Consider the following 24,541-nt stretch of genomic DNA (forward strand, 5'->3'; position numbering starts at 1 on the left):
GGAGGTTGAGCAATGGCAGGCATAACCGCCTACGGCGCTTATATCCCCTTCAACCGCCTGGATCGCCGGCGACTGACCGAAGCCTTTGGCGAGCCGGCACCTCCAGGGGAAAAGGCCGTGGCCAATTACGACGAAGATAGCGTCACCATGGCCGTGGAAGCCGCCCGGGACTGTCTGAACGGCCTGTCCCCCGCAGCCCTGAGCGGTGTTTATTTCGCCACCACCACCCCTCCCTACCGGGAAAAACAATCGGCCACCACTGTGGCCGCTGCCCTGGATGCTCCGGAAAATGTACGCACTGCCGATTTCACTTCCACCCTGCGCGCCGGTTCCACCGCTTTGCTGGCTGCTGCAGATGCAGCCAGGGCGGATGGCGGCAGTGTCCTGGTGGCAGTGGCGGACTGCCGGCCGGCGGCAGCCAAAGGGCATTTTGAGCAGCTGTTTGGCGACGCCGCGGCAGCTTTTGTGGTTGGAACGGAAAATGTGCTTGCCGAAATAGAAGGGTGGTGCAGCGTGGCGGGGGATGTGCTGACCCAGTGGAGGGAGGCAGAAGATCGCTACGTGCGTACCTGGGAAGAACGGTTCATAACATCGCGGGGTTACGCCCCGCTGGTCACCAGGGCTCTTGCCTCCCTGGCAGCAAAGCTACAACTAACCCCTGCGGATATCAAAAAAATCGCCCTGTACGCGCCCTCTCCCCGGTACCACACAGGTATGGCCCTTGCCCTGGGCTTCCGGCAGGACCAGACCCAGGACGGCCTTTTTGACAGGGTGGGCCTGGCCGGGGCGGCTCATGCACCCCTTCTGCTGGCCGCTGCTCTGGAAGAAGCCGAACCGGGCGACCGCATCCTGATGGTAACCTTTGGCGAAGGCGCCGAGGCCATTTTATTCAGGGCTACGGAGAAGATAAAGGACTTTTCACCCCGCCGGGGGGTCAGCGGCCACCTGGCCTCAAAGAAAAATACCATGAACTATCTCACCTACCTGCGCTGGAAAAATATGCTGGATTTCGAGCCCCCCAGGCGGCCCGATCCGGATCGTCCCTCGGCCCCGGCCATGTGGCGAAACGCCAGAAGAAACCTGGCCTTTTACGGCAGCCGCTGCAATCGCTGCGGCACCCCGCAGATCCCCGCCCAGAGGGTCTGCGTACACTGCCAGGCCAGAGATGAAATGGCTCCCTACCGCTTTGCCGATTTCAGCGCCCGTATTGCCACTTACACCATCGACCACCTGACATTTTCCCAGGACCCCCCTGTAGTATTTGCCGTCGTTGATTTTGAAGGGGGCGGGCGCCTGCTCTGCGAAATGACCGATTGTGACCCCGGCAGGGTGGAGATCGGCATGGAGGTGGAGATGACCTTCCGCCGGCTCTACCGGGCGGGCGGCATCCACAATTACTACTGGAAGGCCAGACCCAGGAGGTTCGTAGCAGGTGAAAAAAGTGAGCAGCCGTGAAAACCTGGTGGGCCGGGAACTCTGCCGTTTCACCTATCTGGTAGAAAGGGGTAAAATCAGGGAACTGGTCCTGGCCATTGGCGACGACAACCCGCTGTATACCGATCCAGAATACGCCCGCGCCCGTGGCTACCGGGATATCATCGCCCCGCCCACCTTCGGCACCTGCATAGACCTGTGGGGCGGCATGGACTTCACCACATTATGCAGCAAACTACAGTTAAATCCGGTTAAAGTCCTGCACGGGGAACAGGAATACCGTTATTTCAAGGAAATTTGCCCCGGCGACCGGATTGAGGCCGTCTGCAGGCTCTCCCGGATTATTGATAAAGGTAAAATGTACCTCTTCATTCTGGAAACCGAATATTTCAACCAGGAGGGTGAGCTCGTTCTCTCCTCACGCCATACAATTATCGAAAGAAAATAGGCCAAACATGGATGCCGGAGGTGAAATGAAACAGATGGAAACCCCTGTCTTTTACGAGGATTTTGAGCTAAACCAGTCCCTGCCCCCAATTACCAGGCCGCCTGTAGACAGGGTCCAGCTGGTCAGATACGCCGGCGCATCGGGCGACTTCAACCCCCTGCACTACGTGGATGAGGTGGGGCAGAAGGCGGGCACGGGCGGTGTAATCGCCCATGGCATGCTGATCATGGGCTTTGCGGGCCAGGCCGTTACGCGCTGGGTGCCCAACAGATATCTCAGGCGCCTGGCGGTACGCTTTACGGGCATGACCAGGCCGGGAGATAAAATTACAGTTACCGGCAGGGTGGTGGAAAAACGGATCGAAAATGGTTGCGGCCTTGTAGTTGGCGAGGTGATCGCTGCGGATGAAAAAGGTGAAGTTAAACTTAAAGGTTCCTTTGAGGCAGCGCTGCCGCTGAAGAGCACACATCTTTAAACCTGTGGCTAAAGCCGGGAGGTTTTTGAAAAATGGAACTCATGCTCAAAGATAAAAATTGCATTATCACCGGAGCAGGCCGGGGAATAGGCCGGGCTACGGCGCTGCTCTTCGCCCGGGAGGGTGCCCGGGTGGTGGTAAGCGATCTGGATGAAGCCCCGGCCATGGAAGTGGTGGAGGAAATCAGGGCCGGAGGAGGCCAGGCCGTGGCCTGCATCGGGGATGTCACCGCCGACGGCTTTGCGGAGAAGCTTATCCAAACGGCGGTGGAAGCATTTGGCCCCAGCATAGATGTCATTGTCAACAACGCTGGCTACACCTGGGATGGCGTCATTCACAAGATGACCGATGAACAGTGGGAAGCCATGCTTAAAGTGCATATCACCGCCCCTTTCCGCATTATCCGGGCCGCCGCCCCCTATATAAGGGATGCGGCCAAAAAGGAAAGGGAATCCGGACAGCCGGTAAAAACGCGTAAGATCATTAATATCTCGTCCATTGCCGGCCTGGACGGAAACGCGGGACAGGTTAATTACTCCAGCGCCAAGGCTGCCGTGGTAGGTTTGACCAAGACCCTGGCCAAGGAATGGGGACCCTTCAACGTCTGCGTGAACACCGTGGCCTTTGGCTTTATCGATACCCGCCTTACCCAGGCCAAGGAAAAAGGGGAGGCCATCAGGCGGGAGGGCAAAGAGGTAGCCATCGGTATCCCGGAAAGCATGCGCCAGATGTTCATGTCCACCATCCCTTTGCGCCGCCCCGGCACTCCCGAAGAAGCTGCCGGCGCCATCCTGCTCATGGCCTCTCCCCTGGCTGACTACATCAGCGGGGAAGTGTTACGGGTTACCGGGGGGTTGTAATAGTGGCCCTGAACCTTGATTCCGGCGATTATAAAATTTTTCGCGACGGTTTTAGAAAGTTCGTGCAGAAGGAAATCGCCCCTCACTACCTGCAATGGGAAAAGGAGGGCCGGATACCCCGGGAGATCTGGCAAAAAGCAGGGGAAAACGGTTATTTATGCCCGTGGGTGGAGGAGAAGTACGGCGGTACCGGCGCGGGATTTGAATACTCGGTTATAATTGCCGAAGAGCTGGCCAGGGCGGGCACCCTTATCCTGTTTCCCCTGCACAGCGATATTGTCGTGCCCTATATCCACTCCTACGGTACAGAAGCACAAAAGCAAAAATGGTTACCCGGCTGTGTATCAGGCGATCTGATCAGAACGGCTGATACCCAGCAACTGCGCGGCCCTGGTTTTATTGCCCGAGATGATCACTTCCCGTTCCGCCTCGCCCAGGCGCCTCCGGTAGGTTCCCCCGGCTTTTTGAGCACCCGTGAGCCAGCTCAAACCGGCCCGGCTTACCCCCTTTACGGGCACCGGTGAAAGCACCGGGAGCATAACCGAAAAACTCGGATTCCAGCAAATGTTCGGAAATGGCTGCACAATTGACCTTGATAAAAGGACCGTTTCGCCTGGGGCTGGCGGCATGGATGGCCTGGGCAAAGAGTTCCTTGCCCGTCCCGCTTTCCCCCCGGATGAGTATGGTGGAAAGAACAGTTCTACCGCACGCCTTAAAGAATCACCCGGCTTTAAAGCCGGTACCCCGGGGGTCATGATGTCCTTCATGCGCAAGGACCATCACCTCAATGAGCAGCAGAACCGGGTTCTCTGGCTGCCGGCTTTACAGCGTTATACGCATTCACCCGCCCGCAGGTCCAATAATTGCCGGTTCCCGTAATACGTTCGGCTGTACATTCGATTCGTTCCCTTACTGCCACGTTGCTGGTGCCGTATTTTGTAGCCCAGATCAGTGCCGCCACGCCGGAAACATGCGGCGCTGCCATGGAAGTGCCGTCCAGCGTACCGTAGCCGGTAACGCCCAGGTAATTACCTATTACGCTGGGGTGATTGGGGAGGGTTGAAAATATATTCACACCAGGAGCTGCTACGCTTACCCACCTGCCATAGTTTGAAAAATAGGCCTTTTGATCACTGGCGTCAGTGGCGCCCACAGCAAGGCAATTTTTATAGGCTGCGGGGTAAAAAGGCTGCCTGGTGCCGGCGTTTCCCGCTGCCGCAACCAGCACGGCACCTTTTAACCAGGCATAGTCGACTGCCAGCTTAAGAAGCCTGGACGGCTGTGTACCCCCCACGCTCATGTTAATTACTTTGGCCCCGTGATCTGCCGCCCAGACAATTCCCCCGGCAATCCAGCTATAGTAACCGTTCCCCGTATCATCGAGTATCTTCACATTCATCAGGGAAGCGTTGTAAGCCGTGCCTGCAATACCTTTATTGTTATTACCGGCAGCAGCGGCAATTCCGGCCACATGGGTACCATGGCCAAAGAAATCATCCACCGATTGACTGGTTGTAAAATTTACGTTGGAAATTATTTTATCTGCCAGGTCCTCGTGGTCCTGGTCAATACCGGAATCCAGAATGGCGATTTTTATCGAAGGCCGGCCGGACGTAATATCCCAGGCTTCCGGTGCGTCTATATCAGCATCGGGCAAACCCCCCGTCTGGCCGGTGTTATGCATATCCCACTGCCTGTAAAAACATGGGTCGTCAGGAATTTCCAGGGCGGTGGCCACAAAGTCGGGCTCTGCAAACTCCACCATCTCTTCCCCCTGGTATTCCTTAACTTTTTCCATTACTTTTTCCGCAGGTACTTCCACCACCTGAACGTCCAGGGCGGGAATCTCATCTACCACCCTGCCGCCGTGCCGCATATGCGCTTTCTCTTTTAAGTTTTTCTCTGTACCGGCCTTAAATTTAACCACCAGCCGGCTGGTGGTCAAACTTTTCCCGGAATTTCTCGCAGCAGTCAATGCTGCAAATACAGGCGTACTCAACACCATCAATCCCAAGACCAGAATAATCACGATCGACATTAACCTCTTTTGCACAACCGGGTACCCCCCTCAATTTTATGGATACATATATGCCCTTCAATGCCTGCTATTTCCTGCGTTTAACCGGTCCTTTTAGCAGTTTCCCTCATCTGGTTACCGGGTAATATCACCTCCCACTATTGATAATAACTGTAATACATGGTACGATTTAAACACCCGGGCGCTTCGTCAACGGCGAAGCACTTTCGGTTTTTAGTGATTTACCTAATTAATTTGCTAAATCTAGCAAAACAGCTTCCAGGAGAATTAATATGCGTTCCGATTTTCGCTTTTTTCACCGGCTGAGGGTACGCTATTCTGAAATTGACGGTCAGGGAATCGTTTTCAATGCCCATTACCTGACCTATCTGGACGTAGCCATTACGGAATATTTCCGGCACCTCGGGCTGGATTACAATCAGCTGGCCAGAGAAGGCAAGATGGATATGGTTCTGGTAAAAACCACCCTTGAATTCAAAGCACCCGCCTTTTTTGACGAGGTACTGGAAATAGGGGTACGGATTACCCATATTGGAAATAAAAGCTTTACGGTAGATTTTGAAATTTATAAAGAGAATAGCGAGGTGCTGGTACTCAAAGCAGAAACTGTTTATGTAAACTATAACACTGCAACCCGTTCCACACAGCCGGTACCCGGTTTCTTCCGAAGTATCGTTGAAAATTTTGAAAAATTACCTCAGTAATTCCTGCCATTTTTAAAGATTAAAACCTGCCGGCCCGTCTCCGGGAGAGATTCGACTTTACCGGGGCCAAATCCTGCATATTATGTAAACCTCCAAATATCCCTCCCCAAAAACTTAAAAAGCTCTAAATACAGAACCTGCCTGCAAAATACAGGCAGGTTCTGTATTTGATTTAGCCCCGGTGGGCAATTTTGACATTGGCTTTGTACTCCACAACCCGGCCATTCTGGACGTTGGCCGTCAGGTTAACTACCTCCACGCCCACAATATCGCTGATGGTTTTGGAGGCCTCGTCTACGGCCGCCTGAACAGCAGCCTTCCAGCCATTAGGCGATTCACCCACTAATTCTGAAACTTTAATATGCATAAAGTCACTCCCCTTTGATAAACTTTTTAACACTGAAATTATTATCCGCGATGAGCTCGTATTTTATTCCGAAAAAAAAACTCCCGGGGTTACCCCTCTTCCCCGGAGCGCATCATTTCTTTGAGTTTTTTTAAAGCCTGGCGTTCCAGCCGGGATACCTGAACCTGGGATAAGCCCAGCCGGCGGGCCACATCGGCCTGGGTTTTGTCCTCAAAAAAGCGCCAGATAATAATTTTTCTATCCCGTTCGGGCAGGGACATGAGTAATTCTTTTACCGTAATATGATCCAGCCAGGGTAATTCCCCCTCATCTCCATCCCGGAGCTGATCCAGGAGGTATATGGGATCCCCGTCGTCCTGGTGGAGAGTTTCGTAAATGGAGGTGGGTGCCTGGGCAGCTTCCATGGCCATTACAACATCCTCCCGGGATATCCCCAGCTCCGCGGCCACTTCACCCACCGAGGGTTCCCGCCCCAGCCGCCCCGTCAGGCGTTCCCGGGCCTGCTGAATACGGTAGGCGGTCTCCTTAACTGACCGGCTTACCTTAACAGGATTATCATCTCTTAAAAAGCGCCGGATTTCCCCCACAATCATGGGTACGGCATAGGTAGAAAATTTTACATCATAGCTTAAATCAAATTTATCAATGGCCTTCATTAAACCGATGCAACCAATCTGGAACAGGTCCTCCAGTTCATAACCCCGGTTTTGAAAGCGCCGGACCAGATTGAAGACCAGCTTCAAATTACAGTTAATCAACTTTTCCCGGGCAGCCTTATCCCCCGCCCGGGCGCGGCGCAATAACTCCCTCATCTCCTTATCGCCCAGGAGAGGGAAGCGGGGTAAATTCATTTCCACTAACCGGGTACTCATGGGGCAATCACCTCAATGCCCCCCCTGGGAAGCGGCCGCTGCACCCCGGTTATTAATGTTTTTAAACATCGTCACCCGGGTCCCCCTGGCCGGGCTGGAATCCACATGCAGGCGGTCCATAAAGGACTGCATGAATACAAACCCCAGTCCCATGCGTTCAGGATCGGTGGAATAAGCAGGTTCCAGCGCTTTTTTGATATCGGCAATGCCCCTGCCGTTATCTTCCACCCGGATTTCTATTCCTGTCTCCAGCAGAGAAACATGTACTTTTACTATGCCTGTGGGGGAATTTTCGTAACCATGGATAATGGCATTGGCTACCGCTTCCGAAACGGCCACTTTAATTTCTTCCAGGTCATTTAATGTAAAATCCAGTTGGGAAGCAAAGGCGGCCACAGCCACCCGGGCAAAAGCCACGTTGGCCGGCAGGCTCAAAAATTCCATTTTCAGCTGGTTAACCACTTTCACAGCAATCCCCCCTCACCCGGCTCTGGCTATGGCTTCTTCTTCGGTGCTGTATTCACCCATAACCTGAAAAAGTCCTGAAAGCTCACAAATGCGGTGCACATGAGGCTGCAGGCCAACCAGGGAAACTTTGCCCCCTTCCCTGGCCAGGCGCTTATAACGCCCAAGAATAACTCCCAGGCAGGAACTGTCAATAAAAGTAACCCGGCTCAAATTTAAAACCAGGTGGCGTACGTTATACCTGTTTAAATAATCTTCCAGGGTGTGGCGTAATAAGTCAGCCACTCCCAGGTCCAGTTCACCCTGTGGACGGACGATCAGGGTATCCTGCCTGATTTCCAGATCCAGTTCCAACTCAGTTCACCCCGCACTTCTGGTACCTTACCTGTTTTACTTAAACTTCTACGGCGGGCAGCATTTTCCTGCTAAATGTTACCATATATTCTTCGGAAATGCAAATTTTAAGGTGCCCCTGCTGCCGGGACACCTGCTAACCAATGCTGTGCTGGCGGAAAAATACTTTTTTAATTTGCTGCAGCAGGCTGGCCTTTTTAACTTCGTAACGGGCCACCAGGGGCACGCGCAACAATTCCCGACCATCCTTTTTTACGATACAGAAACCAAGCTGCTGTCCCTTTTTAACGGGAGCAGTTACAGAGGCAGGAAGTTCCAGGTGGGTGCTGAGACCACGGTCTTCCCCTTTCGGCGTTACTACCGTTACCTGCTCTCTGGCCACTACATCCACCCTGTCCACCACGCCTTTACTCACCGGGATGGACTTTACCCTGGCGCCCGCAGGGTAAATATTCACCGCCTTGTACCGGGCAAAACCATACTTGTAAAGCTTGATGGATTCGCGGAAATGACTTTTGGGCTCGGGCGTACCCAGAACCACTACGATCAACCGCAGACCGTCCCGTACCGCCGATGAGGCCAGGCAGTATTTGGCTTCATTGGTCCAGCCTGTTTTACCGGCATCCACACCTTCATACCACTTGAGAAGCTTGTTTGTATTCCACAGCTTGAATTTCCCGCCCCGCAGGTCATATTCGTATATGGAGGATATCCGGCGGAAAAGGGGATATTTCAAGCACTCCCGCAAAATAACCGCCATATCATAGGCCGAAGTATAATGTCCCGGGGCAGGCAGACCCGTGCAATTGACAAAATGAGTATGTTTTAAGCCCAGTTCTTTCGCCCGCCGGTTCATGGCTTCCACAAAAGCCTCTTCGCTACCCAGGATGTGTTCGGCTACAGCCACACTGGCATCATTGGCGGACCCCACAGCCACCGCAATGAGCATTTCCTCCAGGCTGAATTCCTCTCCGGGCTCAAGGTAAATTTGCGAGCCGCCCATTTCCCACGCATTTTCACTGGCCACCACCCGATCCTTGAGGCTCACCTGACCCTGCTCCACCGCTTCTACGGCCAGAAGAAGGGTCATAATTTTGGTTACGCTGGCCATGGGCAATTCTTTATCCGGATTCTTGGACCATAAAACCCTTCCCGAGTGAGCATCCATGAGCACCGCAGATTCAGCAGTGGTTTCCAGCCCGCCACTGGTTCCCTCTTCCTTCTCCTTTACCGCCCAGGCTGGCAGGGCGTGAACCATGAAAAACAAGCAGGCCAGCAAGGTGCAGAATATCCTCCGGGCAAACATTTCAATTTAAACCTCCCTACTTCTTTGGTTTCGGCTGGTAATCAGGGAATATTTCAGCTGCCGGGAGGGACTCCTGAAAATCATAGGCCATCCTGCTCAGCCGGGCTATATCGGCAAAACCCTCCCGGACATCCTTTACTCCACTGGATAATACCACCAGAATATATGGCCGCTGGCAAAAAACTACCCCGCAGTCGTTGGCCACATTGTCCAGGTCTCCTTCCTTATGGGCCACCATAACATGATGGGGAAGAAGCCCGGGTAAGCCGACGTGAAAGGAGGGGTGAGCCAGGTCATCCAGCAGGCGCTGGCCCTCCCGCGGATGGCGCCGGGCAAAATCCAGGGTGGCCCTGACATAGGTGGCCAGGTCCCGGGCGGTGGTTAAATTTTTCCCTCCCGGATAAACCGTCCGGCCGCCCAGTTCTTTCATGTAGGCATAAAAATTCGGCCTGCCCACATGCCTGGCCAGCATACGAAAAGCCACATTGTCACTGATGGTAATGGCCAGGTTGGTCAAGAGGCGGAGGGAATAGGTATCCCCGTCCCTGGCCTCGTAGCGCAACACCCCCGACCCGTCTTCGTAGTCGGTGGCTTTACGATAAGTCACCCGGTCGTACCAGTGCATTTTGCCCTGGACAACCTGTTCATTTATGTAAAGAGCCATGGGCAGTTTAACCGTGCTGGCTGCCACCATGGGTTTATCAGCATTTATACCGAAACTGGCCCCGGAAGCAAGGTCTTCAAAGTAAATGGCAAAGGTGGACTTTCTCGTTTGAATAAACTTTTCCATCTGCCTTTGCAAAGGTATATAATCCTTATCCTGCAACTTCTGCCGGGAAAAATCCCTGGTTTCCGGGTAACCCGCACCGACAGCGACGGCACCGGCCAGCAGGCATAAAAGGAACACCACCATTAAGAGACGGCTCATTCTAATCACGCTGTTTCACCTCCCCCTCGCCACCCCGGAAGTAATTAATCACGCCCTTCAGAATTGCCCGGGCAGCCCGCTCCTGGTAACCGGGATCGGTTAGTTGCCGTGATTCATGCTCATGGCTTAAAAATCCGACCTCCACAATTACCGCCGGCATGCGGGAGTTACGGCAAACGTAAAAGTCTCCGGCAAGGGCCTGGCGTCCTGAATCCACCAGGTCCCTGTTCAGCTCCACCTGGATGGCCTCGGCCAGTTTCTGTCCTTCCCGGGAACCCGTTTGGTAAAATACCTGGGCACCGTATTCATCGGCCTCGGAGAAATGATTCAAATGGATGCTGAGAAATAGATGCGCACCACACCGGTTGGCCAGCTCCACCCGCCGGGCCAGGTCGTGGGTTTGAATTGCTTTCAGGCCCTTTTCTCCGGGTACCGGCCCTTTATCTCCCTCCCGGGTCAATACCACCCGGGCCCCGGCCTGCCGGAAAATCTTCGCCACCCGCTGGCCGATCTCCATGGCCACATCTTTTTCCACAATACCGTGACATCCCACTGCACCCGGATCGTCTCCACCATGTCCCGGATCAACAACGATTATCTTCCCGGCCAGTTCTCCGGTTGGTGGAGACGCCGCCGCGGGGAAGGCTGCCTGCATGGCCATAGTTAAAACAACTGCGGCCAGCACGATGCGGGCACAATGGCACAGGGTAAAGTGCAGCACGTTATTCCACCTCAACGCTTTCCCGGTTATTTATAGCCACCCGGCCTTTGTTCTCACTTAAGGTTTACAGTTCAAGTGAAATTTATAAGTCGCCCCGGGATCTAGTTTCTGACAAAAAGGTGGCTTTAAAAAAATTAAGGCCGCCCTGAAAAGGCGGCTTCCGGGACGTGCCCCGGTTTTAAAGTATCATTCTCAAAGGGTGTTACATACTCTATCTAATATAAATGCATAGTTTTCCATATAAGGAGGTTACTGGATATGTCGGGCACAGAAAAAGAAACGGGGCAGGAACTAAAAGTAACGGCCGCTGATGCCACTACCATAACCCATACATCCGGCTTTTATCCCCCGCTCAGGCTGGCCCGGGCCTATGTACCTCCCCAGAGGTACGGCAGAACCTATTCCCCGGCCGAAGCTCTAGAAAAAGGGACTCTATTCCCGGAACTTTACAGCCCCTATCCTTATTGAAGTCAAATGGAAAGGAGGACAATAAGTGGATTCGAGGCAACTGCAACTGCTGCACGAAATTATGGCCCTGGAATTCACGGCTATAGAGCTCAATCTTTATCTGGACACCCATCCCGAAGAACAGGAACCTTTAAACGAATACAACCAGGTCACCGAGCGCCTCAACCAGTTAAAGGCCCATTACGAGCACCTGTATGGTCCCCTGGTATCCTATGGGTTCTCGCCCAGTGAATACCCATGGCGATGGATTGAAGAGCCGTGGCCCTGGGAGATTCAATTTTAGAAAGGACTGGAGAGGATGTGGATTTACGAAAAAAAGCTGGAATATCCGGTAAGGGTTTATAAAACCGACCTGCGCATGGCCAAATATCTAATGGCCCAGTACGGTGGCCCTGACAGCGAGCTATCCGCTGCCGTTCGATACTTAACCCAGCGCTATACCATGCCTACCCGAAAGGCCCGCGGCCTCCTCACAGATATAGGTACCGAAGAGATGGCCCACTGGGAAATCGTGGGCACCATGATTTACCGCCTGTTAAAAGGTGCCACACCGGAACAGCTGCGCCGGGAAGATCTGGGCGCCTATTTTGCCGAACATGACCGTGCAGTTTACCCGGTGGATGCCAGTGGAGTTCCGTGGACGGCTGCCTACGTTCAGGCCACCGGCGATCCGGTAACCGACCTGCATGAGAATATGGCAGCGGAACAAAAGGCCCGGACCACCTATGAGCATTTGATCCGCCTGACCGATGATCCCGGCGTAAAGGATACCCTGCGCTTCCTGCGGGAAAGGGAAGTGGTGCATTTCCAGCGTTTCGGTGAAGCACTGGTTGATGTTCAGGAGGAACTGACGCGGAAAAAGGTTTTCTAATCCCGCGCTGAACCCCTGCCCTGAGATTTCCGGTAATCTTTTATGGCTTCATGCAGGGCGTTTGCCGCCAGGAAAGCACAATGGGCGCTTTCATCAGGCAGCCCTCCCAGAGCGTCCAGCACATCACGGGGGGTAATCTGCAAGGCTTCGGCCACAGTCTTATCCCTGGCCAGTTCGGTGACCATGCTTCCAGCGGCAATGGTGGTCCCGCAGCCATCAGTCCAGAATTTTATTTCGCTGATTGAATCGTCTTTAACCTTCAGCCAGATCTGGATTGTATCGCCGCAGACACCGGTAACACTGGCGTATCCATCTGCTTCCTCGATGCAGCCGACGTTTCTGGGATTATTTGCATGATCAATTACCACTTCGCTGAATTGCGACCATACTTCTTTCTGGAGTTCGGCAGCCAGTTTATCCAGTTCAAAGTCCATTTACAAAACCTCCCGGGATGTTTCATGGCTGAATACTTGCGGCAAAGTTACCGGAACAGCGGCCGCCCACGCGGGCGACCGCTGTCATCCGTTTTAATGGTTAACCATGGCATCGATTAAAGTATGAGGAGGGCTATAAAGCCTTGCTCAGATTGCTGGCAATCTTTTTATGTGCCCTGGTTTTACAGAGGAGCGACCTGGAGTGAGCGCTGCCGGGCCAGGCCGAAGCGACGGGATGAGGCGGGGCCGCGGACAGGACGTCCGCGGAGGCCACCTGAACACAGGATGTGTGAATGTGGCCTGTACCCGCCGAAGACCGGAGCTGAGGCCTTATGGCCCGGCCAGCGAAACGACCGGGAGCGACGAGTAAAACCAGGGCACATCCCCAAAGTACTTTGTCAACAATCTGGGGAGGGGTTTAAAAGCCTCCTTTATTTCTACCATCCTTAGCTGCACCCCGGACCGTGGTGACAGTGATTGCCGTGACCATGACCATGGTTGCATATAATCCCCTGGCTGACCAGTTCTCCCCGGGCATAGGCCCGGGCTACTTCTTCCACATTACCGCTCGCACCGGTAATAACCCGAAGGCCATACTGCTGCAGCGCCTGGATGGCACGGGGGCCCACACCGCCGAGGATTAATACTTCAACCCCCTTGCTTTTAAACAACTCGGCCAGGCCCTCATGATTATGCTGCAGGGTAACAGTTGAGATCGTTTCCCGGCCTTTAATTTCCTGACCCGACATCTCGAAAATAACAAATTCTTCACTCCTGCCAAAATGCTGATTTACCCGACCACGATCGTTGGGGAGGGCAATTTTCATGCTCTTTCACGCTCCTTGGTTTTTTTATCCAGTGTTTTGTCCAGAAAATCCACCAGGTTCTCAAAGCCCTGCATGGAAGGTCCGTTGTAGTTTTCAATAAGCCCGGCATCACCAAGCTCCGTTAATTTCGGATCTACGGGAAGGACGGCCAGTATCGGCAGGTCGTTTTTCCGCGCCGCCTCTTCCACGTGGCTCGAACCAAAAAGTTGAATTTTCTCGCCACAGTGGGGGCAGAGCAGGTAACTCATATTCTCCACCAGCCCCAGAATGGGTACGTTAATAAGACGCGCCATTTTTATAGCCTTTTTTACCACCATCATGGCCAGATCCTGGGGAGAAGAAACAATCAGCAGCCCGTCCAGCGGCAGGGATTGCATTACTGTCAGCGGTACATCCCCCGTACCCGGAGGCATGTCCACAATCAGGTAATCCAGCTCGCCCCAGGCCACGTCGGTCCAGAACTGTTTGACGGCGCTGGACAGGATTGGACCCCGCCAGATTACCGGGTCGTCTTCCTGGGGCAGCAGAAGGTTCAACGACATCAGCCGGATACCCGTTATTGTCCTTGCCGGCAAAATAAATTTATTGAATTGTTCCGGGCGGTCGATTACCCCGAAAAGCTTGGGAATACTCGGGCCGGTTATATCCGCATCCAGGATACCTACCCGGTTACCACGCCGGGCAAGGGCAACAGCCAGAAGGGCGCTGACCGAAGACTTGCCCACACCGCCTTTACCGCTTACAACCGCAACAACCCGTTTAATATCGCTGGCCTCGTTGAGGGGCAGTACGGAAGGCCCCGCACATTTTTCAGGGTCGCATTGTCCGGTATCCCTGTCCTTACAGGTACTGCATTTTTCATCATTTACAGGCATAACTATCACCTCAATTCAGTAGAGCTTTAAGCTGATCCCATAAGGCCAGAATTCCCTTTTCCATGGTTCTGGAACATTCCAGGATAACCGGCCGGCCTCTTTTAACTGCTTCCACTGCACTTTCATCGTAGGGCAGGTGCCCCACCACGGGAACCCGGCGCCGGTTGCAGAGCGATTCCACCGCCCGGGTATTCTCCGGCTCCAGGTCCCACTTATTTACGCATACAGCGGCCCGGCATCCAAAATGCTCAGCCAGATCCAGAACCCGTTCCAGATCGTGCTTTCCGGAAAAAGTAGGTTCAGTTACCACCAGCACCAGATCCGTTCCCGAGAGGCAGGAAATTACCGGGCAGCCTATACCGGGCGGACCATCGGTTATAATTAATTCTTTTTTTTCTTCCTCAGCCAGGCGGCGGGCTTCTTTACGTACCGCCGCCACCAGTTTTCCCGAGTTATCCTCGGCTATACCCAGCCGGGCATGCACCAGGGGGCCATATCTGGTCTCGGAATGAAATAAATGCCCGGCCACGTGATCCACCATCTCTACGGCCCCGCAGGGGCAGGCGTGGTAACAAAGGGCACACCCTTCACAGAGAACGGGGTCCACCACAAACCCTGGCCTTATGGCATCATACCGGCACAAATGCAGGCAAAGGTTGCAACCCAGGCACTTTTCCTTGTTGATGGTAGCTTTCTTCAAGCCATAAAAAGGGGAAGCGGATTTGACCACGGGATCCAGCAGCAGGTACAGGTTTGCCGCATCCACATCACAGTCGGCCAGCACCTTACCGGGAGCCAGTACGGCCAGACTCCCGCAGACGGTAGTCTTGCCCGTGCCTCCCTTCCCGCTGAGCACCACCAGTTCGCGCACCGGTGCACCCCCCTTCCTCTATAAAAGAAAGCAGCGCTGCAAAGTATTCTTTCCACTCCGGGCGCACCTTGACCGCAGGAATGCCCCGGGCATAACCCCTGGCCACCTCCCGGTCATGGGGTAGCTGGAGCAGTAAAGGGAGGTTATTCTGCTGGCAGAACTGGCGTATGAGACGATCGTCGCCATCCGAACGGTTAACCACAACCCCACAGGGCACTCCCAGGCTGGCCACCATCTCACAGGCCAGCTCCAGATCGTGAAGTCCAAAAGGCGTAGGCTCGGTAACCAGCAGGCAAAAATCGGCACCTTTTACTGTCCGAATCACCGGACATGAAGTTCCCGGCGGCGCGTCAAGTATATTCAGCTCCCCCGGCCGGCACCGCTCCTTAACTGCTTCGATAAGGGGAGGGCTGATTGCCTCGCCCACATTCAACCGGCCCCGGACAAAGCCGATCCCCTCACTTGAACCTTCCTCCACCAGTCCTATTTCCCGCCACCCGGGGGAAATAGCCCCGGCCGGACAGAGATGCCAGCACCCCCCGCAACCGTGACACATGGTGGGGAAAAGCAGAACCTCCTGCGGAAGAACCACCAGGGCATGAAAGGCACAAATTTCGGCACACCTGCCGCAGAAAGTGCATTTCTCCTGGTTAATTTCCGGTACCGGAACCCGTACGGCTTCTTTTTTTTCCCAGCGCGGCTTGAGCATAATATGACCGTTGGGTTCTTCCACATCGCAGTCGAGAAACATGACCTTCCCTTTTTCCGCGGCTACCAGAGCCAGGCTGCTGGCCAAAGTAGTTTTACCCGTACCCCCTTTACCGCTGGCTACGGCAACAAGCATAACACTAGCTCCTTCCTCTACGACTATGACGGGGAGAGTTCGGCTGGCTAAGGAGCTTTAAATGTCCCTGCCGGTAAGCCTCAACGCTCTGGCTTACCGTACCGCTAATTCCTTCGTAGACCTGGATGCCAGCCCTGGCCAGCACTTCCATGGCATTGGGACCGATCCGGTCTACGAGAACTGCTTTGACCCCGGCGTTGACCAGCAACTGAGCCGTCTGAATACCGGCGCCACCCCCGGAATGGCACCCCGTATTCGGCAGCCCTTCCCAATCCCCGCTGTCCACGTCCACCACGACAAAATACGGACAGCGGCCAAAGCGCTGATCCACCGGGGAATTTATATGGCTTTCCCGGGCACAAACAGCTACTTTCATGGGCTCCCTCCTTTTGAACTATAGTCCATAACTATTCTATTCCTGTTATAGACAAATGTCAACTACGATTTAAAAAATATCCCCGGCATATATAGGAAGGCCGGGGATTTAATAATGCGACTTCCTGGGGATAACCGCTAACCGGTTCTGGTTTTAGCGATAGCATCATTTAAGTTGCTTCGTACCGGCCTGAGGCCGGAAAGCTGAATCAAGATTACTCCAGCCAGGATAAAGACACAGCCCAGGACCTGCCAGGGAGTTAATTTCTCGCCGAGCAGCAGGTAGGCCAGTATACCGGCAATTACCGGTTCGAGGGTGCTGGTCAGGTTTGTCTTGATGGGGCTCAAGTAACTCAACCCTTTAAAATAAAAGCCAAAGGGCAGGATAGAAGCAAAAAGGGCAATGTAAATAAAAAAGAGCCATTCCCGCCAGGAGTAGTGAGCCAGGGTAAGCCATGGTAGGCGGTAAAAGCTGAATACCACGCTGCCCACGCCAAAACCGTAGAGCAATAACGTCCAGGGGGAATAACTGGCCAGGCCCTTTTTACCGTAAAGGGTATAAAAAGCAAAAGTGGCGGCGGAAGCAAGCCCGGCAGTAAGGCCGGGAATATTTACTGCCAGCCCGGCACCGGGATTGCCCTTAACCATCAGAAAACCACCCAGGACAGAAAAAAAGAGAGCAGAACCGCTGGGTAAGGTTAATTTTTCCTGACCCCGTATAAGCCCGTAACCCAAAACCAGTACCGGAGCCAGGTACTGCAGGAAAATAGCCGTGGCCACATTGGTCTGGCTGATGGCCAGGAGATAGGTGGACTGGACGGCAGTTACGCCGAAGGTACCGAAAATGATCATGTAAGCTACGTCCTCTTTCCTGATCAGAATAAGAGAACGGTGGACCACGACCAGGTAAAAAAGAAGAAATACAAAAGATAAAAACAGCCGCATCTGCACTACATCCAGGGGATCAACCTGCTGGTTAAATAAATATTTGGCCACATTACCGGAAAGGCCCCATAAAAAAGCGGCCATAACCACGAAAAAAAAGCCCCTCCACTGATCCTTCAAGGAATCTCCACTCCTTTTTGAAAACTACTGGTTGATATCCGTATCATTATCCCCATAGCCAATTACACTGTAAACCAGTTCCCTTGCCGGAGGGGCAGCGGTACTGAGATGAAAAGCCCCGGCAACCAGCTGCCGGACCAGGGCCAGATTCTCCCGGCTGTTAATATGCAGGGTAGCCAGGGCATCCCCCCTGCCAACCCGATCCCCCACCTTTTTATGCACTACCACCCCCACAGCCGGATCGATGGTGTCTTCCCTGGTTTTGCGACCTGCTCCCAGGAGCATGGCAGCCCGGCCAATCATTTCGGCATGGATGGCCGCCACAAACCCATTTTCCTGTGCGGTTACCTGCTCCTTTTGCGAGGCTTCCGGTAAACGATCCGGTTCATCCACCACCCGCGGATCGCCTCCCTGAGCCTGCACCATTTCCCGGAATTTAGCCAGGGCATGCCCCCGCTCGAGCAAACCGGTCAGCAGCTTTATGCCATCCTCGACCCGGGATGTCACACCGGCCAGGACGAGCATGTGGCTCCCCAGCAATAGACACAGCTCCCGCAAATCGGATGGTCCCCGGCCGGACAGGGTTTCAATGGCTTCCCGCACTTCCAGTGCATTGCCGGCAGCAAAACCAAGGGGCTGCTCCATATCGCTTATTAGAGCCACTACCTTTTTACCCGCCAGGCGACCGATGGCTACCATGGTCCGGGCCAGGGCTGAAGCGTCCTCCACAGACCGCATAAAAGCCCCGTTTCCCGTCTTCACATCCAGGACGATAGCATCTGCCCCGGCCGCAATTTTTTTACTCATCACGCTGGAGGCAATCAGGGGAATACTGTCCACCGTGGCCGTCACATCCCGCAACGCGTATAGCTTCTTGTCTGCCGGCACCAGGTTGCCCGTTTGAGCCACTATGGCCACGCCAATCTCCCTGACCTGGCGTATGAAATCATCCGGGGAAAGATTCACCTTAAACCCGGGAATGGATTCCAGCTTATCCACGGTTCCCCCCGTATGACCCAGCCCCCGGCCGGACATTTTGGCCACGGGCACCCCCGCAGCGGCTACCAGCGGAGCCAGCACCAGGGTAGTTTTATCCCCTACACCGCCGGTACTGTGTTTATCCACCTTGCAACCGGGAATTCCTGAGAGGTCTACCTGATCGCCCGACCCGGCCATGGCCACGGTAAGGTCAGCCGTCTCCCGGAAATTCAGACCCTGAAAGAAAATAGCCATTAACAACGCCGCAGCCTGGTAATCGGGTATCTCCCCGGCCGTATATCCCCGGATAAAAAAATTGATTTCTTCCGTGGATAGTTCCAATCCCTGGCGTTTTTTCAGGATTATATCGTACATGCGCATGATTTTCACCTCAGAATAATTTTCCTGACGGTGCCGGTGCTACCGGATAACCACTTCCCGGACGAAACTGGTTCCCCGGGGATAGGAAAGCCCGAAAAACTCGGCCACGGAGGCCGCCACGTCGCTGAAAGTGCTCCGGGTTCCCAGATTTACTCCCGGCTCAACCAGGGGGCCGTAAACCAGAAGGGGTACATATTCCCGGCTGTGATCCGTACTGCTGGTGGTGGGATCGCAGCCGTGATCGGCGGTAATAATCAAAACTTCATCGGCCCTGACCGCACTTAAAATTTCCGGAAGCCGCCGGTCAAAAGCCTCCAGGGCCGCGGCATATCCCCGGGGATTGTTGCGGTGACCGTATAACATATCAAAATCTACCAGGTTGGTAAAAATCAGCCCTCGTTCCAGGCGCCGCATACAGGCAATGGTCCGGTCAACCCCGTCCATATTATCTTTAGTATGTATTGCTTCGGTAATGCCCCGGCCTGCAAAGATATCCTCAATTTTGCCCACGGCCAGGACGGGATAGCCATTTTGGGTAAGCAAATCGAGAACGGTTGGTGCAGGCGGGGGAAGGGAAAAATCCCGCCGCCTGTCGGTCCGTTTAAAAGCACCGGGTGTTCCCACAAAGGGCCGGGCTATAACCCGGCCCACGGCATGGGGACCGGTGAGCAGCTCCCTGGCCACCCGGCACATCCGGTATAACTCATCCACCGGGATAACTTCCTCGTGGGCGGCAATTTGAAAGACACTATCGGCGGAAGTATAAACTATGGGATACCCGGTCCTGATGTGCTCCTCTCCCAGTTCTTCAATGATGGCTGTACCCGAAGCCGCCCTGTTGCCCAGAACGGGCCGGCCAATGCGTTTCTCAAAGGGCTCAATTATTTCCGGGGGAAAGCCGTGGGGATAAACGGGAAAAGGGCGCTCCAACAGCAAGCCGGCAATTTCCCAGTGACCGGTAGTGGTATCCTTGCCCGCCGAAGCCTCGGCCATCCGCCCGTAAGCAGCCAGGGGTTGCTTCACCGGCGGAACTCCTTCAATTGCCAGGATATTTCCCAGGCCCAGGCGGCCCAGGTTGGGCAGGTTGAGCCCACCTACCGCCCGGGCAGTATTGGCCAGAGTGTTGCTTCCTCTATCTCCATATCTTTCGGCATCGGGAAGTTCTCCGATACCCACACTATCAAGAACAATGAGGGTAAGCCGGTTGATGATGGCCTGCAAATGAACCAGCTCCTTTTATTTCTGCTGCCGTTGCGCCCGGGGATGGGCGCGATCGTAAATCTCCCGCAACCTGGTACGGGTTAAATGGGTGTATATTTGCGTGGTGGCAATATCAGCGTGACCGAGGAGTTCCTGAACCGACCGCAGATCGGCACCGTTTTCCAATAAATGGGTGGCAAAGGAATGTCGTAAAGTATGGGGAGTGATAACCTTGGTGATGCGTCCCTGGCGGGCATACTTCTTGATTATTTTCCAGAAACCCTGACGGGTGAGGCGGTGCCCCTGCTGGTTGATAAAAAGGGCCGGGGTACTGCGGCCCCTGGTTAGTTTTGCCCTGGCCCGTTTGAGGTATTCGGATACATAAAAGGCAGCTACGGAACCCAGGGGTATTATGCGTTCTTTAGAACCCTTGCCAAAACAGCGCACGAAACCATGCTCCAGATTAACATCGGCCAGATCCAGAGAGATCAGCTCGCTTACCCGCAGGCCGGTGGCATAGAGCAGTTCCAGCATGGCTTTATCTCTCAGGCCGGCAGCCGAGGAGGTACGGGGCTGCGCCAGGAGCCTGTCTACCTCTTCCGGAGTTAAAACCCTCGGCAGCCGCTGGGCCAGGCGGGGCGACTCCAGATTTGCTGTAGGATCGGCGGATATCACCCCTTCCTGCACCAGAAAACGGTAAAATGACTTTAAGGCCGCCAGGTGCCGGGATACAGTTGAGGGAGCCCGCCCGTCTTTTTTCAACTTGAGCAGGTATGCCATCACGGCACCGCGACCTTCCTTCAGGGGATCCAGCTGCTGGGCCTGGCAGAATAACCAGTACTGGTTCAAATCGAACCGGTAAGAACTGGTAGTGTTTCGAGCCAGCCCCTTTTCCACCGCCAGATAATGAATGAAGGCATCAACCAGATCTTCCAAAGCCTATCGCTCCCGTATAAACTTTTAATCCTTGTTATTTCCACGACTGGTCCTTTAATCCTTCTTGTTTCCCAAACAAAAAGGACTCTGGCTTAAAACCAGAGTTCCTGTGGACGGGTATCCAAACATCAGCACATCATGAGCCTGAAGGTAAGCATACCCTGCATCAACCCACCGGCCGCGGAATCCTCTAAAGGTGGGTACGGTGAGTGCATTAACGCCAAAATGAAAAGCATAATCAGGAGCAGCACTGCCAGCAGGCCCAGAGAGATTTTTTGATCCATAAATGATCCCTTCCCCGCACTGGTATCTTAAAAGTTAATCACTTATATCCCTATAGACGTTACCAGAAGGGGGAAGGTTCCAGGAACATTTAAAGGCATTAAATTTTTATCAGTTCATATTCACGGGTACCCAGACCAATTTCTTCCCCGTAGGTTAGCTGGCGCTCCCAGGCTGCCCGGGGCCACAGGGCACGGAATACATCCTGCACCTCCCGTCCCTCCAAACGGGAGCCGGGCAAAACCTTCTCCCCGTTAACCAGATCGGCACAGGCCTGATCCAGCGCCACCGGATCCAGTGAAGCCAGGATACCGATATCCCGCACAATGGGTGCGTCGGTCCAGCTTACGCAGTCACATTCAGGCGACACATTGGTTACGAAGTTGATGAAGCCGGCTTTCCCCTTTTTATTTTGCAGCACCCCGGCAGCATATTCCACAATTTTTTCCTGGATTGCCTCCGGCTCCGTCTTCCAGTTAATGTCTATGGCTTCTACAGGGCAGGTAACCGTACATTCCCCGCAGCCAATGCACTTTTCATGATCGATAACTGCCTTTTTAGTTTCCCTGGACAGGGTAATGGCCCCTGCCGGGCACCAGCGGGTACACCTGGCACAACCCTCACACTTTTCAGGGTTCACATCGGGCAGGACATCTGAATGCATCATCTGCTTTCCGCTGCGCGCACCCGACCCCATCCCGATATTTTTGAGAGCACCGCCGAAACCGGTCAGTTCATGACACTTGAAATGGCTTACCACCAGAAGGGCATCTGCATGAACAAGGGCACTGCCAATTTTTACTTCTTTAAAATGCTTTAAATTAACCGGCACGTTAATGTAATCCTTGCCCGTCAACCCGTCGGCAATGACCAGGGGGGCTCCGACCACGGCATAGGCAAAACCGTTCTCAATGGCTGTTTGCAGGTGATCCACCGCATTTGAACGGCTGCCCACATACAGGGTGTTGGCATCGGTAAGAAAGGGCTTCCCCCCCAGCTCTTTAACCCTGTCCACCAGGCGGCGGATAAACTGGGGCCGTATATATCCCGTATTGCCCCGCTCACCGAAATGAATTTTAAAGGCCACCAGATCCCTGGGGGCAATAAGCTTTTCCATGCCTGCCTGCCGGAAAAGCTTCTCCACCTTGTCCAGGAGATTTTCCTTCTGTTTGGCCCGCATATCGGCCAAGAAAACCCTGGCTGGCAAAAATAAATCCCTCCACTAGAACAATTTGTTAATAAAATCCAGCGGCACTTTCTGGAACTCGGGCAAAACACCGCCGTCGCATAAAATACTTTTCTCCAAAAGAAAACCAATTCCTTTCTTCTATTTTTTAAAATTTTAAGCAGGTATCAACGACCATGTTTTCCCCGGTAATATTCCTGCAGATAATCAAACAGCCGGTCCATAAACGTGCCCCGGCCTGCATCAATGGGACCAAGTGTGGGATTGTAAACGGAAGTACCGGGGGAAGTGGACCGGGGCTGGTCCAGCGCACCCCCCGATCTTATCAGGCTGTAAATATGCCCGCAGAGTACGGCAAGGATGGCCAGGACCACCAGCATACGCAGGCAGAACATAATTTTGCGCTTCAACGATTTTAGAAATATAATAACCATCATCTTTCCGGTTCCCCTCCCTCGCCTTCTTTAATTCAGGATCCCGGCAACCATCCTGGCCAGCCAGGGGGTTAGAAAAGCTTCTACCAGTCCCGCTCCTACCGCCACGGCAAGAGCCACCATCATCACGGCCGTATAACGGGCGAAGGAACCCCAGATCCTGCTCCAGGTACTGGTGGGACGGGGAAAGAGCACAACGGCAAAAGAAAGAGAAGCTACCGTAGCCACAAACAGGGCGGGCAGGTAAAGCACGTGCTGCGGGATTATACAGGCCAGAACCAGGAGCAACCCGCTCCAGGCCAGGTGATAATTGAGATAGGCGATGGTAAAACCCAGGGCAAAACCTTTTAAAAAAATAAGAGCAAGAATAACCGGAATGCCGATAAACGTCAAGCCCAAAAGATACAGAACGGCCACGGCGAGCATCTTGCCGTACATGGCCTCCCAGGCTACCCGGCCCGCTTCCAGGTTTAGATTCCGGGCCTCTTTAATAAATGTATCTATGTAATCGTGAAGTTCCTGGAGCTGTTCCGGGGAAAGGAAGTTGAGGTTCAGGGCACCACAAACCAGACCCAGAAGAAAAAAAATTAATACCAGCAGGCAAAGGGGCCAGTTGCTGCGCAGGGAATGGCGGAAAACATCGAACAAAACTCCCCCTCCCTTCAAACCTGTCCATGCTCATATATATGGCAGGAAAAGGGAGTATATGATTGGGGAAGGGGAAAATTAAAAAAGCTCGAGGATAAGGTCATAAATGTAGCGGGCAGCAAGCAGGTCCTCCACTGAATTGCTGCTGGCGGCAACCACGGCAACACCCCGACCCAGGCTTCTGGCGGCTGCTACGGTGCGCCTGGCAGCTGCCATCGCCGGATCCCTGCCTTTCTTGTGACGTGTCCGGGCCACCGTTCCCGCCATTACAGCCGGCGCCCCGGCCGTTAATGCAGCGTCAAAAGCTACTCCCCCCGAGCCGGTGGCTGCCACCACCACCTTTCCTTTGAAGTCAGCCAGTTCAGCAACAGCGGCACCCAGATTGGGTATTACAGCCTCAAGCCTGGCACCGGCGGCAGCAATGCCACCGAGAACCTTTTTAACGGCCCCCCGGCGGCGCTCCTCGGGCCCGGTGCGCGGCTCGGCTATCACCACCACACCGGTATTCAGCTCCCGGGCCTTCTCTCCTGCCAGCCGGCCTACCCCCAGGGGATCAACGGGAACCGGGGGGACAGCTGCATCCGGGCTGGCTCCCAGAACCGCCGCCGCACCCTCATCCAGCGCTGCTTCCAGGCTGGTGGACATGTCAATAACATCCACCACCAGGACCACCAGGCCCTGTTTTCCGGCCCAGGCAGCTCCACTGGCGTTAGCGGTAAGGATTACTACGGGTACCAAGATCTCACCTCGAGCTGTGTTATACCATTAAATACCCGGGCATATATTTAAACTCAACAGTACCCTGTTGCAGGATACTGTTGCCGGGCCAGAAAACCAGAAGGGCGGCTGTCCCGCCGGGCCGGACGTGAAAACCGCAACGCCGCAGTTCAGCCG

32 protein-coding genes and 1 pseudogene are annotated in these 24,541 nt (G+C 54.1%); 9 read left to right on the forward strand and 24 right to left on the reverse strand.

The annotated features are described in order from the left end of the window. The first annotated feature begins 12 nt into the window (after positions 1-12). From BR83_RS0104065 to BR83_RS0104085, 5 genes are read left to right on the forward strand one after another with little or no spacing between them, the layout of a single operon-like run. Positions 13-1,455 (forward strand): OB-fold domain-containing protein, encoded by a 1,443-nt coding sequence (locus BR83_RS0104065; protein WP_027355995.1) that lies wholly within the window; start codon positions 13-15, stop codon positions 1,453-1,455. After that, positions 1,433-1,882, forward strand: coding sequence for a MaoC family dehydratase N-terminal domain-containing protein (locus BR83_RS0104070; RefSeq protein WP_207640171.1), 450 nt, complete (start codon positions 1,433-1,435; stop codon positions 1,880-1,882). The genes BR83_RS0104065 and BR83_RS0104070 overlap by 23 nt, the downstream gene beginning before the upstream one ends. 25 nt (positions 1,883-1,907) lie before the next feature. Next, a complete protein-coding gene (locus BR83_RS0104075) occupies positions 1,908-2,357 on the forward strand; it encodes a MaoC/PaaZ C-terminal domain-containing protein (protein WP_207640172.1) in 450 nt (149 codons plus the stop codon). A 32-nt stretch (positions 2,358-2,389) separates the two neighbouring features. Further along, positions 2,390-3,217, forward strand: a complete 828-nt coding sequence (locus tag BR83_RS0104080) for an SDR family NAD(P)-dependent oxidoreductase (protein WP_027355998.1) — start codon at positions 2,390-2,392, stop codon at positions 3,215-3,217. A gap of 2 nt (positions 3,218-3,219) precedes the next feature. Continuing rightward, positions 3,220-3,741: an acyl-CoA dehydrogenase family protein gene (locus BR83_RS0104085; RefSeq protein WP_027355999.1), complete on the forward strand. Its 522-nt coding sequence runs from the start codon at positions 3,220-3,222 to the stop codon at positions 3,739-3,741. Here BR83_RS0104085 and BR83_RS17545 read toward each other — a convergent pair. Both BR83_RS17545 and BR83_RS15035 read right to left on the reverse strand, forming a co-directional pair. Continuing rightward, positions 3,689-3,907, reverse strand: a pseudogene (locus BR83_RS17545) (sigma 54-interacting transcriptional regulator); the annotation flags it as partial. The gene BR83_RS0104085 and the pseudogene BR83_RS17545 overlap by 53 nt on opposite strands. 94 nt (positions 3,908-4,001) lie before the next feature. Further along, complete coding sequence (locus BR83_RS15035) at positions 4,002-5,270, reverse strand: S8 family serine peptidase (RefSeq protein WP_157832961.1); 1,269 nt, start codon at positions 5,268-5,270, stop codon at positions 4,002-4,004. A gap of 257 nt (positions 5,271-5,527) precedes the next feature. Here BR83_RS15035 and BR83_RS0104095 point away from each other — a divergent pair, with 257 nt between their 5' ends. Beyond that, positions 5,528-5,959 (forward strand): acyl-CoA thioesterase, encoded by a 432-nt coding sequence (locus BR83_RS0104095; RefSeq protein ID WP_034634490.1) that lies wholly within the window; start codon positions 5,528-5,530, stop codon positions 5,957-5,959. 172 nt (positions 5,960-6,131) lie between these two features. Here BR83_RS0104095 and BR83_RS0104100 read toward each other — a convergent pair whose 3' ends face one another. The 7 genes from BR83_RS0104100 to BR83_RS15040 all read right to left on the reverse strand — a co-directional run bounded on the left by BR83_RS0104100 (position 6,132) and on the right by BR83_RS15040 (position 10,972). Then, on the reverse strand, positions 6,132-6,326 hold the full coding sequence (locus tag BR83_RS0104100; protein ID WP_027356001.1) for a dodecin family protein: 195 nt from the start codon (positions 6,324-6,326) through the stop codon (positions 6,132-6,134). An 89-nt stretch (positions 6,327-6,415) separates the two neighbouring features. Beyond that, on the reverse strand, positions 6,416-7,198 hold the full coding sequence (gene sigF, locus BR83_RS0104105) for an RNA polymerase sporulation sigma factor SigF (protein WP_027356002.1): 783 nt from the start codon (positions 7,196-7,198) through the stop codon (positions 6,416-6,418). 12 nt (positions 7,199-7,210) lie between these two features. After that, positions 7,211-7,666: an anti-sigma F factor gene (gene spoIIAB / locus BR83_RS0104110; protein ID WP_027356003.1), complete on the reverse strand. Its 456-nt coding sequence runs from the start codon at positions 7,664-7,666 to the stop codon at positions 7,211-7,213. A 12-nt stretch (positions 7,667-7,678) separates the two neighbouring features. After that, positions 7,679-8,017, reverse strand: coding sequence for an anti-sigma F factor antagonist (spoIIAA, locus tag BR83_RS0104115; RefSeq protein ID WP_027356004.1), 339 nt, complete (start codon positions 8,015-8,017; stop codon positions 7,679-7,681). A 136-nt stretch (positions 8,018-8,153) separates the two neighbouring features. Beyond that, positions 8,154-9,323: a D-alanyl-D-alanine carboxypeptidase family protein gene (locus BR83_RS0104120; protein ID WP_027356005.1), complete on the reverse strand. Its 1,170-nt coding sequence runs from the start codon at positions 9,321-9,323 to the stop codon at positions 8,154-8,156. A gap of 16 nt (positions 9,324-9,339) precedes the next feature. Continuing rightward, a complete protein-coding gene (locus BR83_RS0104125) occupies positions 9,340-10,251 on the reverse strand; it encodes a serine hydrolase (RefSeq protein ID WP_242839624.1) in 912 nt (303 codons plus the stop codon). 1 nt (position 10,252) lies between these two features. Then, positions 10,253-10,972 carry an N-acetylmuramoyl-L-alanine amidase gene (locus tag BR83_RS15040; RefSeq protein WP_051617877.1) on the reverse strand — a complete coding sequence of 240 codons (720 nt, stop codon included), beginning with the start codon at positions 10,970-10,972 and terminating at the stop codon, positions 10,253-10,255. 258 nt (positions 10,973-11,230) lie between these two features. On the opposite strand from BR83_RS15040, the gene BR83_RS15045 reads away from it, so the two are divergent. The 3 genes from BR83_RS15045 to BR83_RS0104150 are packed head-to-tail and all read left to right on the forward strand — an operon-like array spanning position 11,231 to position 12,311. Continuing rightward, a complete protein-coding gene (locus tag BR83_RS15045) occupies positions 11,231-11,440 on the forward strand; it encodes a spore coat associated protein CotJA (protein WP_034634492.1) in 210 nt (69 codons plus the stop codon). Positions 11,441-11,465: 25 nt separating this feature from the next. Then, a complete protein-coding gene (locus tag BR83_RS0104145; RefSeq protein ID WP_027356008.1) occupies positions 11,466-11,723 on the forward strand; it encodes a spore coat protein CotJB in 258 nt (85 codons plus the stop codon). Between the two features lie 15 nt (positions 11,724-11,738). Continuing rightward, positions 11,739-12,311, forward strand: a complete 573-nt coding sequence (locus BR83_RS0104150) for a manganese catalase family protein (protein ID WP_027356009.1) — start codon at positions 11,739-11,741, stop codon at positions 12,309-12,311. Here BR83_RS0104150 and BR83_RS0104155 read toward each other — a convergent pair. The 15 genes from BR83_RS0104155 to BR83_RS0104230 form a co-directional block, all read right to left on the reverse strand. Further along, the gene (locus BR83_RS0104155) at positions 12,308-12,745 is read right to left on the reverse strand and encodes an iron-sulfur cluster assembly scaffold protein (RefSeq protein WP_027356010.1); all 438 of its coding nucleotides are present in this window, start codon (positions 12,743-12,745) and stop codon (positions 12,308-12,310) included. The two genes, BR83_RS0104150 and BR83_RS0104155, sit on opposite strands and share 4 nt — an antisense overlap. Positions 12,746-13,191: 446 nt before the next feature. Beyond that, the gene (locus BR83_RS0104160) at positions 13,192-13,572 is read right to left on the reverse strand and encodes a NifB/NifX family molybdenum-iron cluster-binding protein (RefSeq protein ID WP_027356011.1); all 381 of its coding nucleotides are present in this window, start codon (positions 13,570-13,572) and stop codon (positions 13,192-13,194) included. After that, a complete protein-coding gene (locus BR83_RS0104165; RefSeq protein WP_027356012.1) occupies positions 13,569-14,447 on the reverse strand; it encodes an Mrp/NBP35 family ATP-binding protein in 879 nt (292 codons plus the stop codon). Before BR83_RS0104165 ends, BR83_RS0104160 begins: the two co-directional genes overlap by 4 nt. Before the next feature lie 10 nt (positions 14,448-14,457). After that, a complete protein-coding gene (locus BR83_RS0104170) occupies positions 14,458-15,318 on the reverse strand; it encodes an ATP-binding protein (protein WP_027356013.1) in 861 nt (286 codons plus the stop codon). Then, positions 15,233-16,162, reverse strand: coding sequence for a nucleotide-binding protein (locus BR83_RS15050; protein WP_084327066.1), 930 nt, complete (start codon positions 16,160-16,162; stop codon positions 15,233-15,235). Before BR83_RS15050 ends, BR83_RS0104170 begins: the two co-directional genes overlap by 86 nt. A gap of 4 nt (positions 16,163-16,166) precedes the next feature. Beyond that, positions 16,167-16,538 (reverse strand): NifB/NifX family molybdenum-iron cluster-binding protein, encoded by a 372-nt coding sequence (locus tag BR83_RS0104180; RefSeq protein ID WP_027356014.1) that lies wholly within the window; start codon positions 16,536-16,538, stop codon positions 16,167-16,169. Positions 16,539-16,675: 137 nt separating this feature from the next. Continuing rightward, positions 16,676-17,602, reverse strand: a complete 927-nt coding sequence (locus BR83_RS0104185; protein WP_027356015.1) for a DMT family transporter — start codon at positions 17,600-17,602, stop codon at positions 16,676-16,678. A 24-nt stretch (positions 17,603-17,626) separates the two neighbouring features. Next, the gene (locus BR83_RS0104190; protein WP_027356016.1) at positions 17,627-18,961 is read right to left on the reverse strand and encodes a pyrimidine-nucleoside phosphorylase; all 1,335 of its coding nucleotides are present in this window, start codon (positions 18,959-18,961) and stop codon (positions 17,627-17,629) included. Positions 18,962-19,000: 39 nt separating this feature from the next. Beyond that, positions 19,001-20,182: a phosphopentomutase gene (locus BR83_RS0104195; protein ID WP_027356017.1), complete on the reverse strand. Its 1,182-nt coding sequence runs from the start codon at positions 20,180-20,182 to the stop codon at positions 19,001-19,003. 15 nt (positions 20,183-20,197) lie between these two features. Further along, on the reverse strand, positions 20,198-21,097 hold the full coding sequence (gene xerD, locus BR83_RS0104200) for a site-specific tyrosine recombinase XerD (protein ID WP_027356018.1): 900 nt from the start codon (positions 21,095-21,097) through the stop codon (positions 20,198-20,200). A gap of 128 nt (positions 21,098-21,225) precedes the next feature. Further along, positions 21,226-21,381 carry a hypothetical protein gene (locus BR83_RS17120; protein WP_157832962.1) on the reverse strand — a complete coding sequence of 52 codons (156 nt, stop codon included), beginning with the start codon at positions 21,379-21,381 and terminating at the stop codon, positions 21,226-21,228. A gap of 98 nt (positions 21,382-21,479) precedes the next feature. Beyond that, on the reverse strand, positions 21,480-22,586 hold the full coding sequence (locus BR83_RS0104210) for a DUF362 domain-containing protein (protein ID WP_027356019.1): 1,107 nt from the start codon (positions 22,584-22,586) through the stop codon (positions 21,480-21,482). Positions 22,587-22,732: 146 nt separating this feature from the next. Beyond that, complete coding sequence (locus BR83_RS0104220; RefSeq protein WP_027356020.1) at positions 22,733-23,002, reverse strand: hypothetical protein; 270 nt, start codon at positions 23,000-23,002, stop codon at positions 22,733-22,735. Positions 23,003-23,029: 27 nt separating this feature from the next. Beyond that, complete coding sequence (gene spoIIM / locus BR83_RS0104225) at positions 23,030-23,647, reverse strand: stage II sporulation protein M (protein ID WP_027356021.1); 618 nt, start codon at positions 23,645-23,647, stop codon at positions 23,030-23,032. Between the two features lie 78 nt (positions 23,648-23,725). After that, the gene (locus BR83_RS0104230) at positions 23,726-24,385 is read right to left on the reverse strand and encodes a hypothetical protein (protein WP_034634493.1); all 660 of its coding nucleotides are present in this window, start codon (positions 24,383-24,385) and stop codon (positions 23,726-23,728) included. Between the last annotated feature and the right edge of the window lie 156 nt (positions 24,386-24,541).

Origin of the sequence: Desulfofundulus thermocisternus DSM 10259 (assembly GCF_000686645.1) — a bacterium.
Lineage (GTDB): Bacteria > Bacillota > Desulfotomaculia > Desulfotomaculales > Desulfovirgulaceae > Desulfofundulus > Desulfofundulus australicus.

Coding starts and splice junctions, on each gene's coding strand:
- BR83_RS0104065 (WP_027355995.1), top strand. CDS start 13: ATGGCAGGCATAACCGCCTACGGCGCTTATATCCCCTTCAACCGCCTG.
- BR83_RS0104075 (WP_207640172.1), top strand. CDS start 1,908: ATGAAACAGATGGAAACCCCTGTCTTTTACGAGGATTTTGAGCTAAAC.
- BR83_RS0104080 (WP_027355998.1), top strand. CDS start 2,390: ATGGAACTCATGCTCAAAGATAAAAATTGCATTATCACCGGAGCAGGC.
- BR83_RS0104095 (WP_034634490.1), top strand. CDS start 5,528: ATGCGTTCCGATTTTCGCTTTTTTCACCGGCTGAGGGTACGCTATTCT.
- BR83_RS0104100 (WP_027356001.1), bottom strand. CDS start 6,326: ATGCATATTAAAGTTTCAGAATTAGTGGGTGAATCGCCTAATGGCTGG.
- sigF (WP_027356002.1), bottom strand. CDS start 7,198: ATGAGTACCCGGTTAGTGGAAATGAATTTACCCCGCTTCCCTCTCCTG.
- BR83_RS0104120 (WP_027356005.1), bottom strand. CDS start 9,323: ATGTTTGCCCGGAGGATATTCTGCACCTTGCTGGCCTGCTTGTTTTTC.
- BR83_RS0104125 (WP_242839624.1), bottom strand. CDS start 10,251: ATGAGCCGTCTCTTAATGGTGGTGTTCCTTTTATGCCTGCTGGCCGGT.
- BR83_RS15045 (WP_034634492.1), top strand. CDS start 11,231: ATGTCGGGCACAGAAAAAGAAACGGGGCAGGAACTAAAAGTAACGGCC.
- BR83_RS0104150 (WP_027356009.1), top strand. CDS start 11,739: ATGTGGATTTACGAAAAAAAGCTGGAATATCCGGTAAGGGTTTATAAA.
- BR83_RS0104155 (WP_027356010.1), bottom strand. CDS start 12,745: ATGGACTTTGAACTGGATAAACTGGCTGCCGAACTCCAGAAAGAAGTA.
- BR83_RS0104160 (WP_027356011.1), bottom strand. CDS start 13,572: ATGAAAATTGCCCTCCCCAACGATCGTGGTCGGGTAAATCAGCATTTT.
- BR83_RS0104165 (WP_027356012.1), bottom strand. CDS start 14,447: ATGCCTGTAAATGATGAAAAATGCAGTACCTGTAAGGACAGGGATACC.
- BR83_RS15050 (WP_084327066.1), bottom strand. CDS start 16,162: ATGCTTGTTGCCGTAGCCAGCGGTAAAGGGGGTACGGGTAAAACTACT.
- BR83_RS0104180 (WP_027356014.1), bottom strand. CDS start 16,538: ATGAAAGTAGCTGTTTGTGCCCGGGAAAGCCATATAAATTCCCCGGTG.
- BR83_RS0104190 (WP_027356016.1), bottom strand. CDS start 18,961: ATGCGCATGTACGATATAATCCTGAAAAAACGCCAGGGATTGGAACTA.
- BR83_RS17120 (WP_157832962.1), bottom strand. CDS start 21,381: ATGGATCAAAAAATCTCTCTGGGCCTGCTGGCAGTGCTGCTCCTGATT.
- BR83_RS0104220 (WP_027356020.1), bottom strand. CDS start 23,002: ATGATGGTTATTATATTTCTAAAATCGTTGAAGCGCAAAATTATGTTC.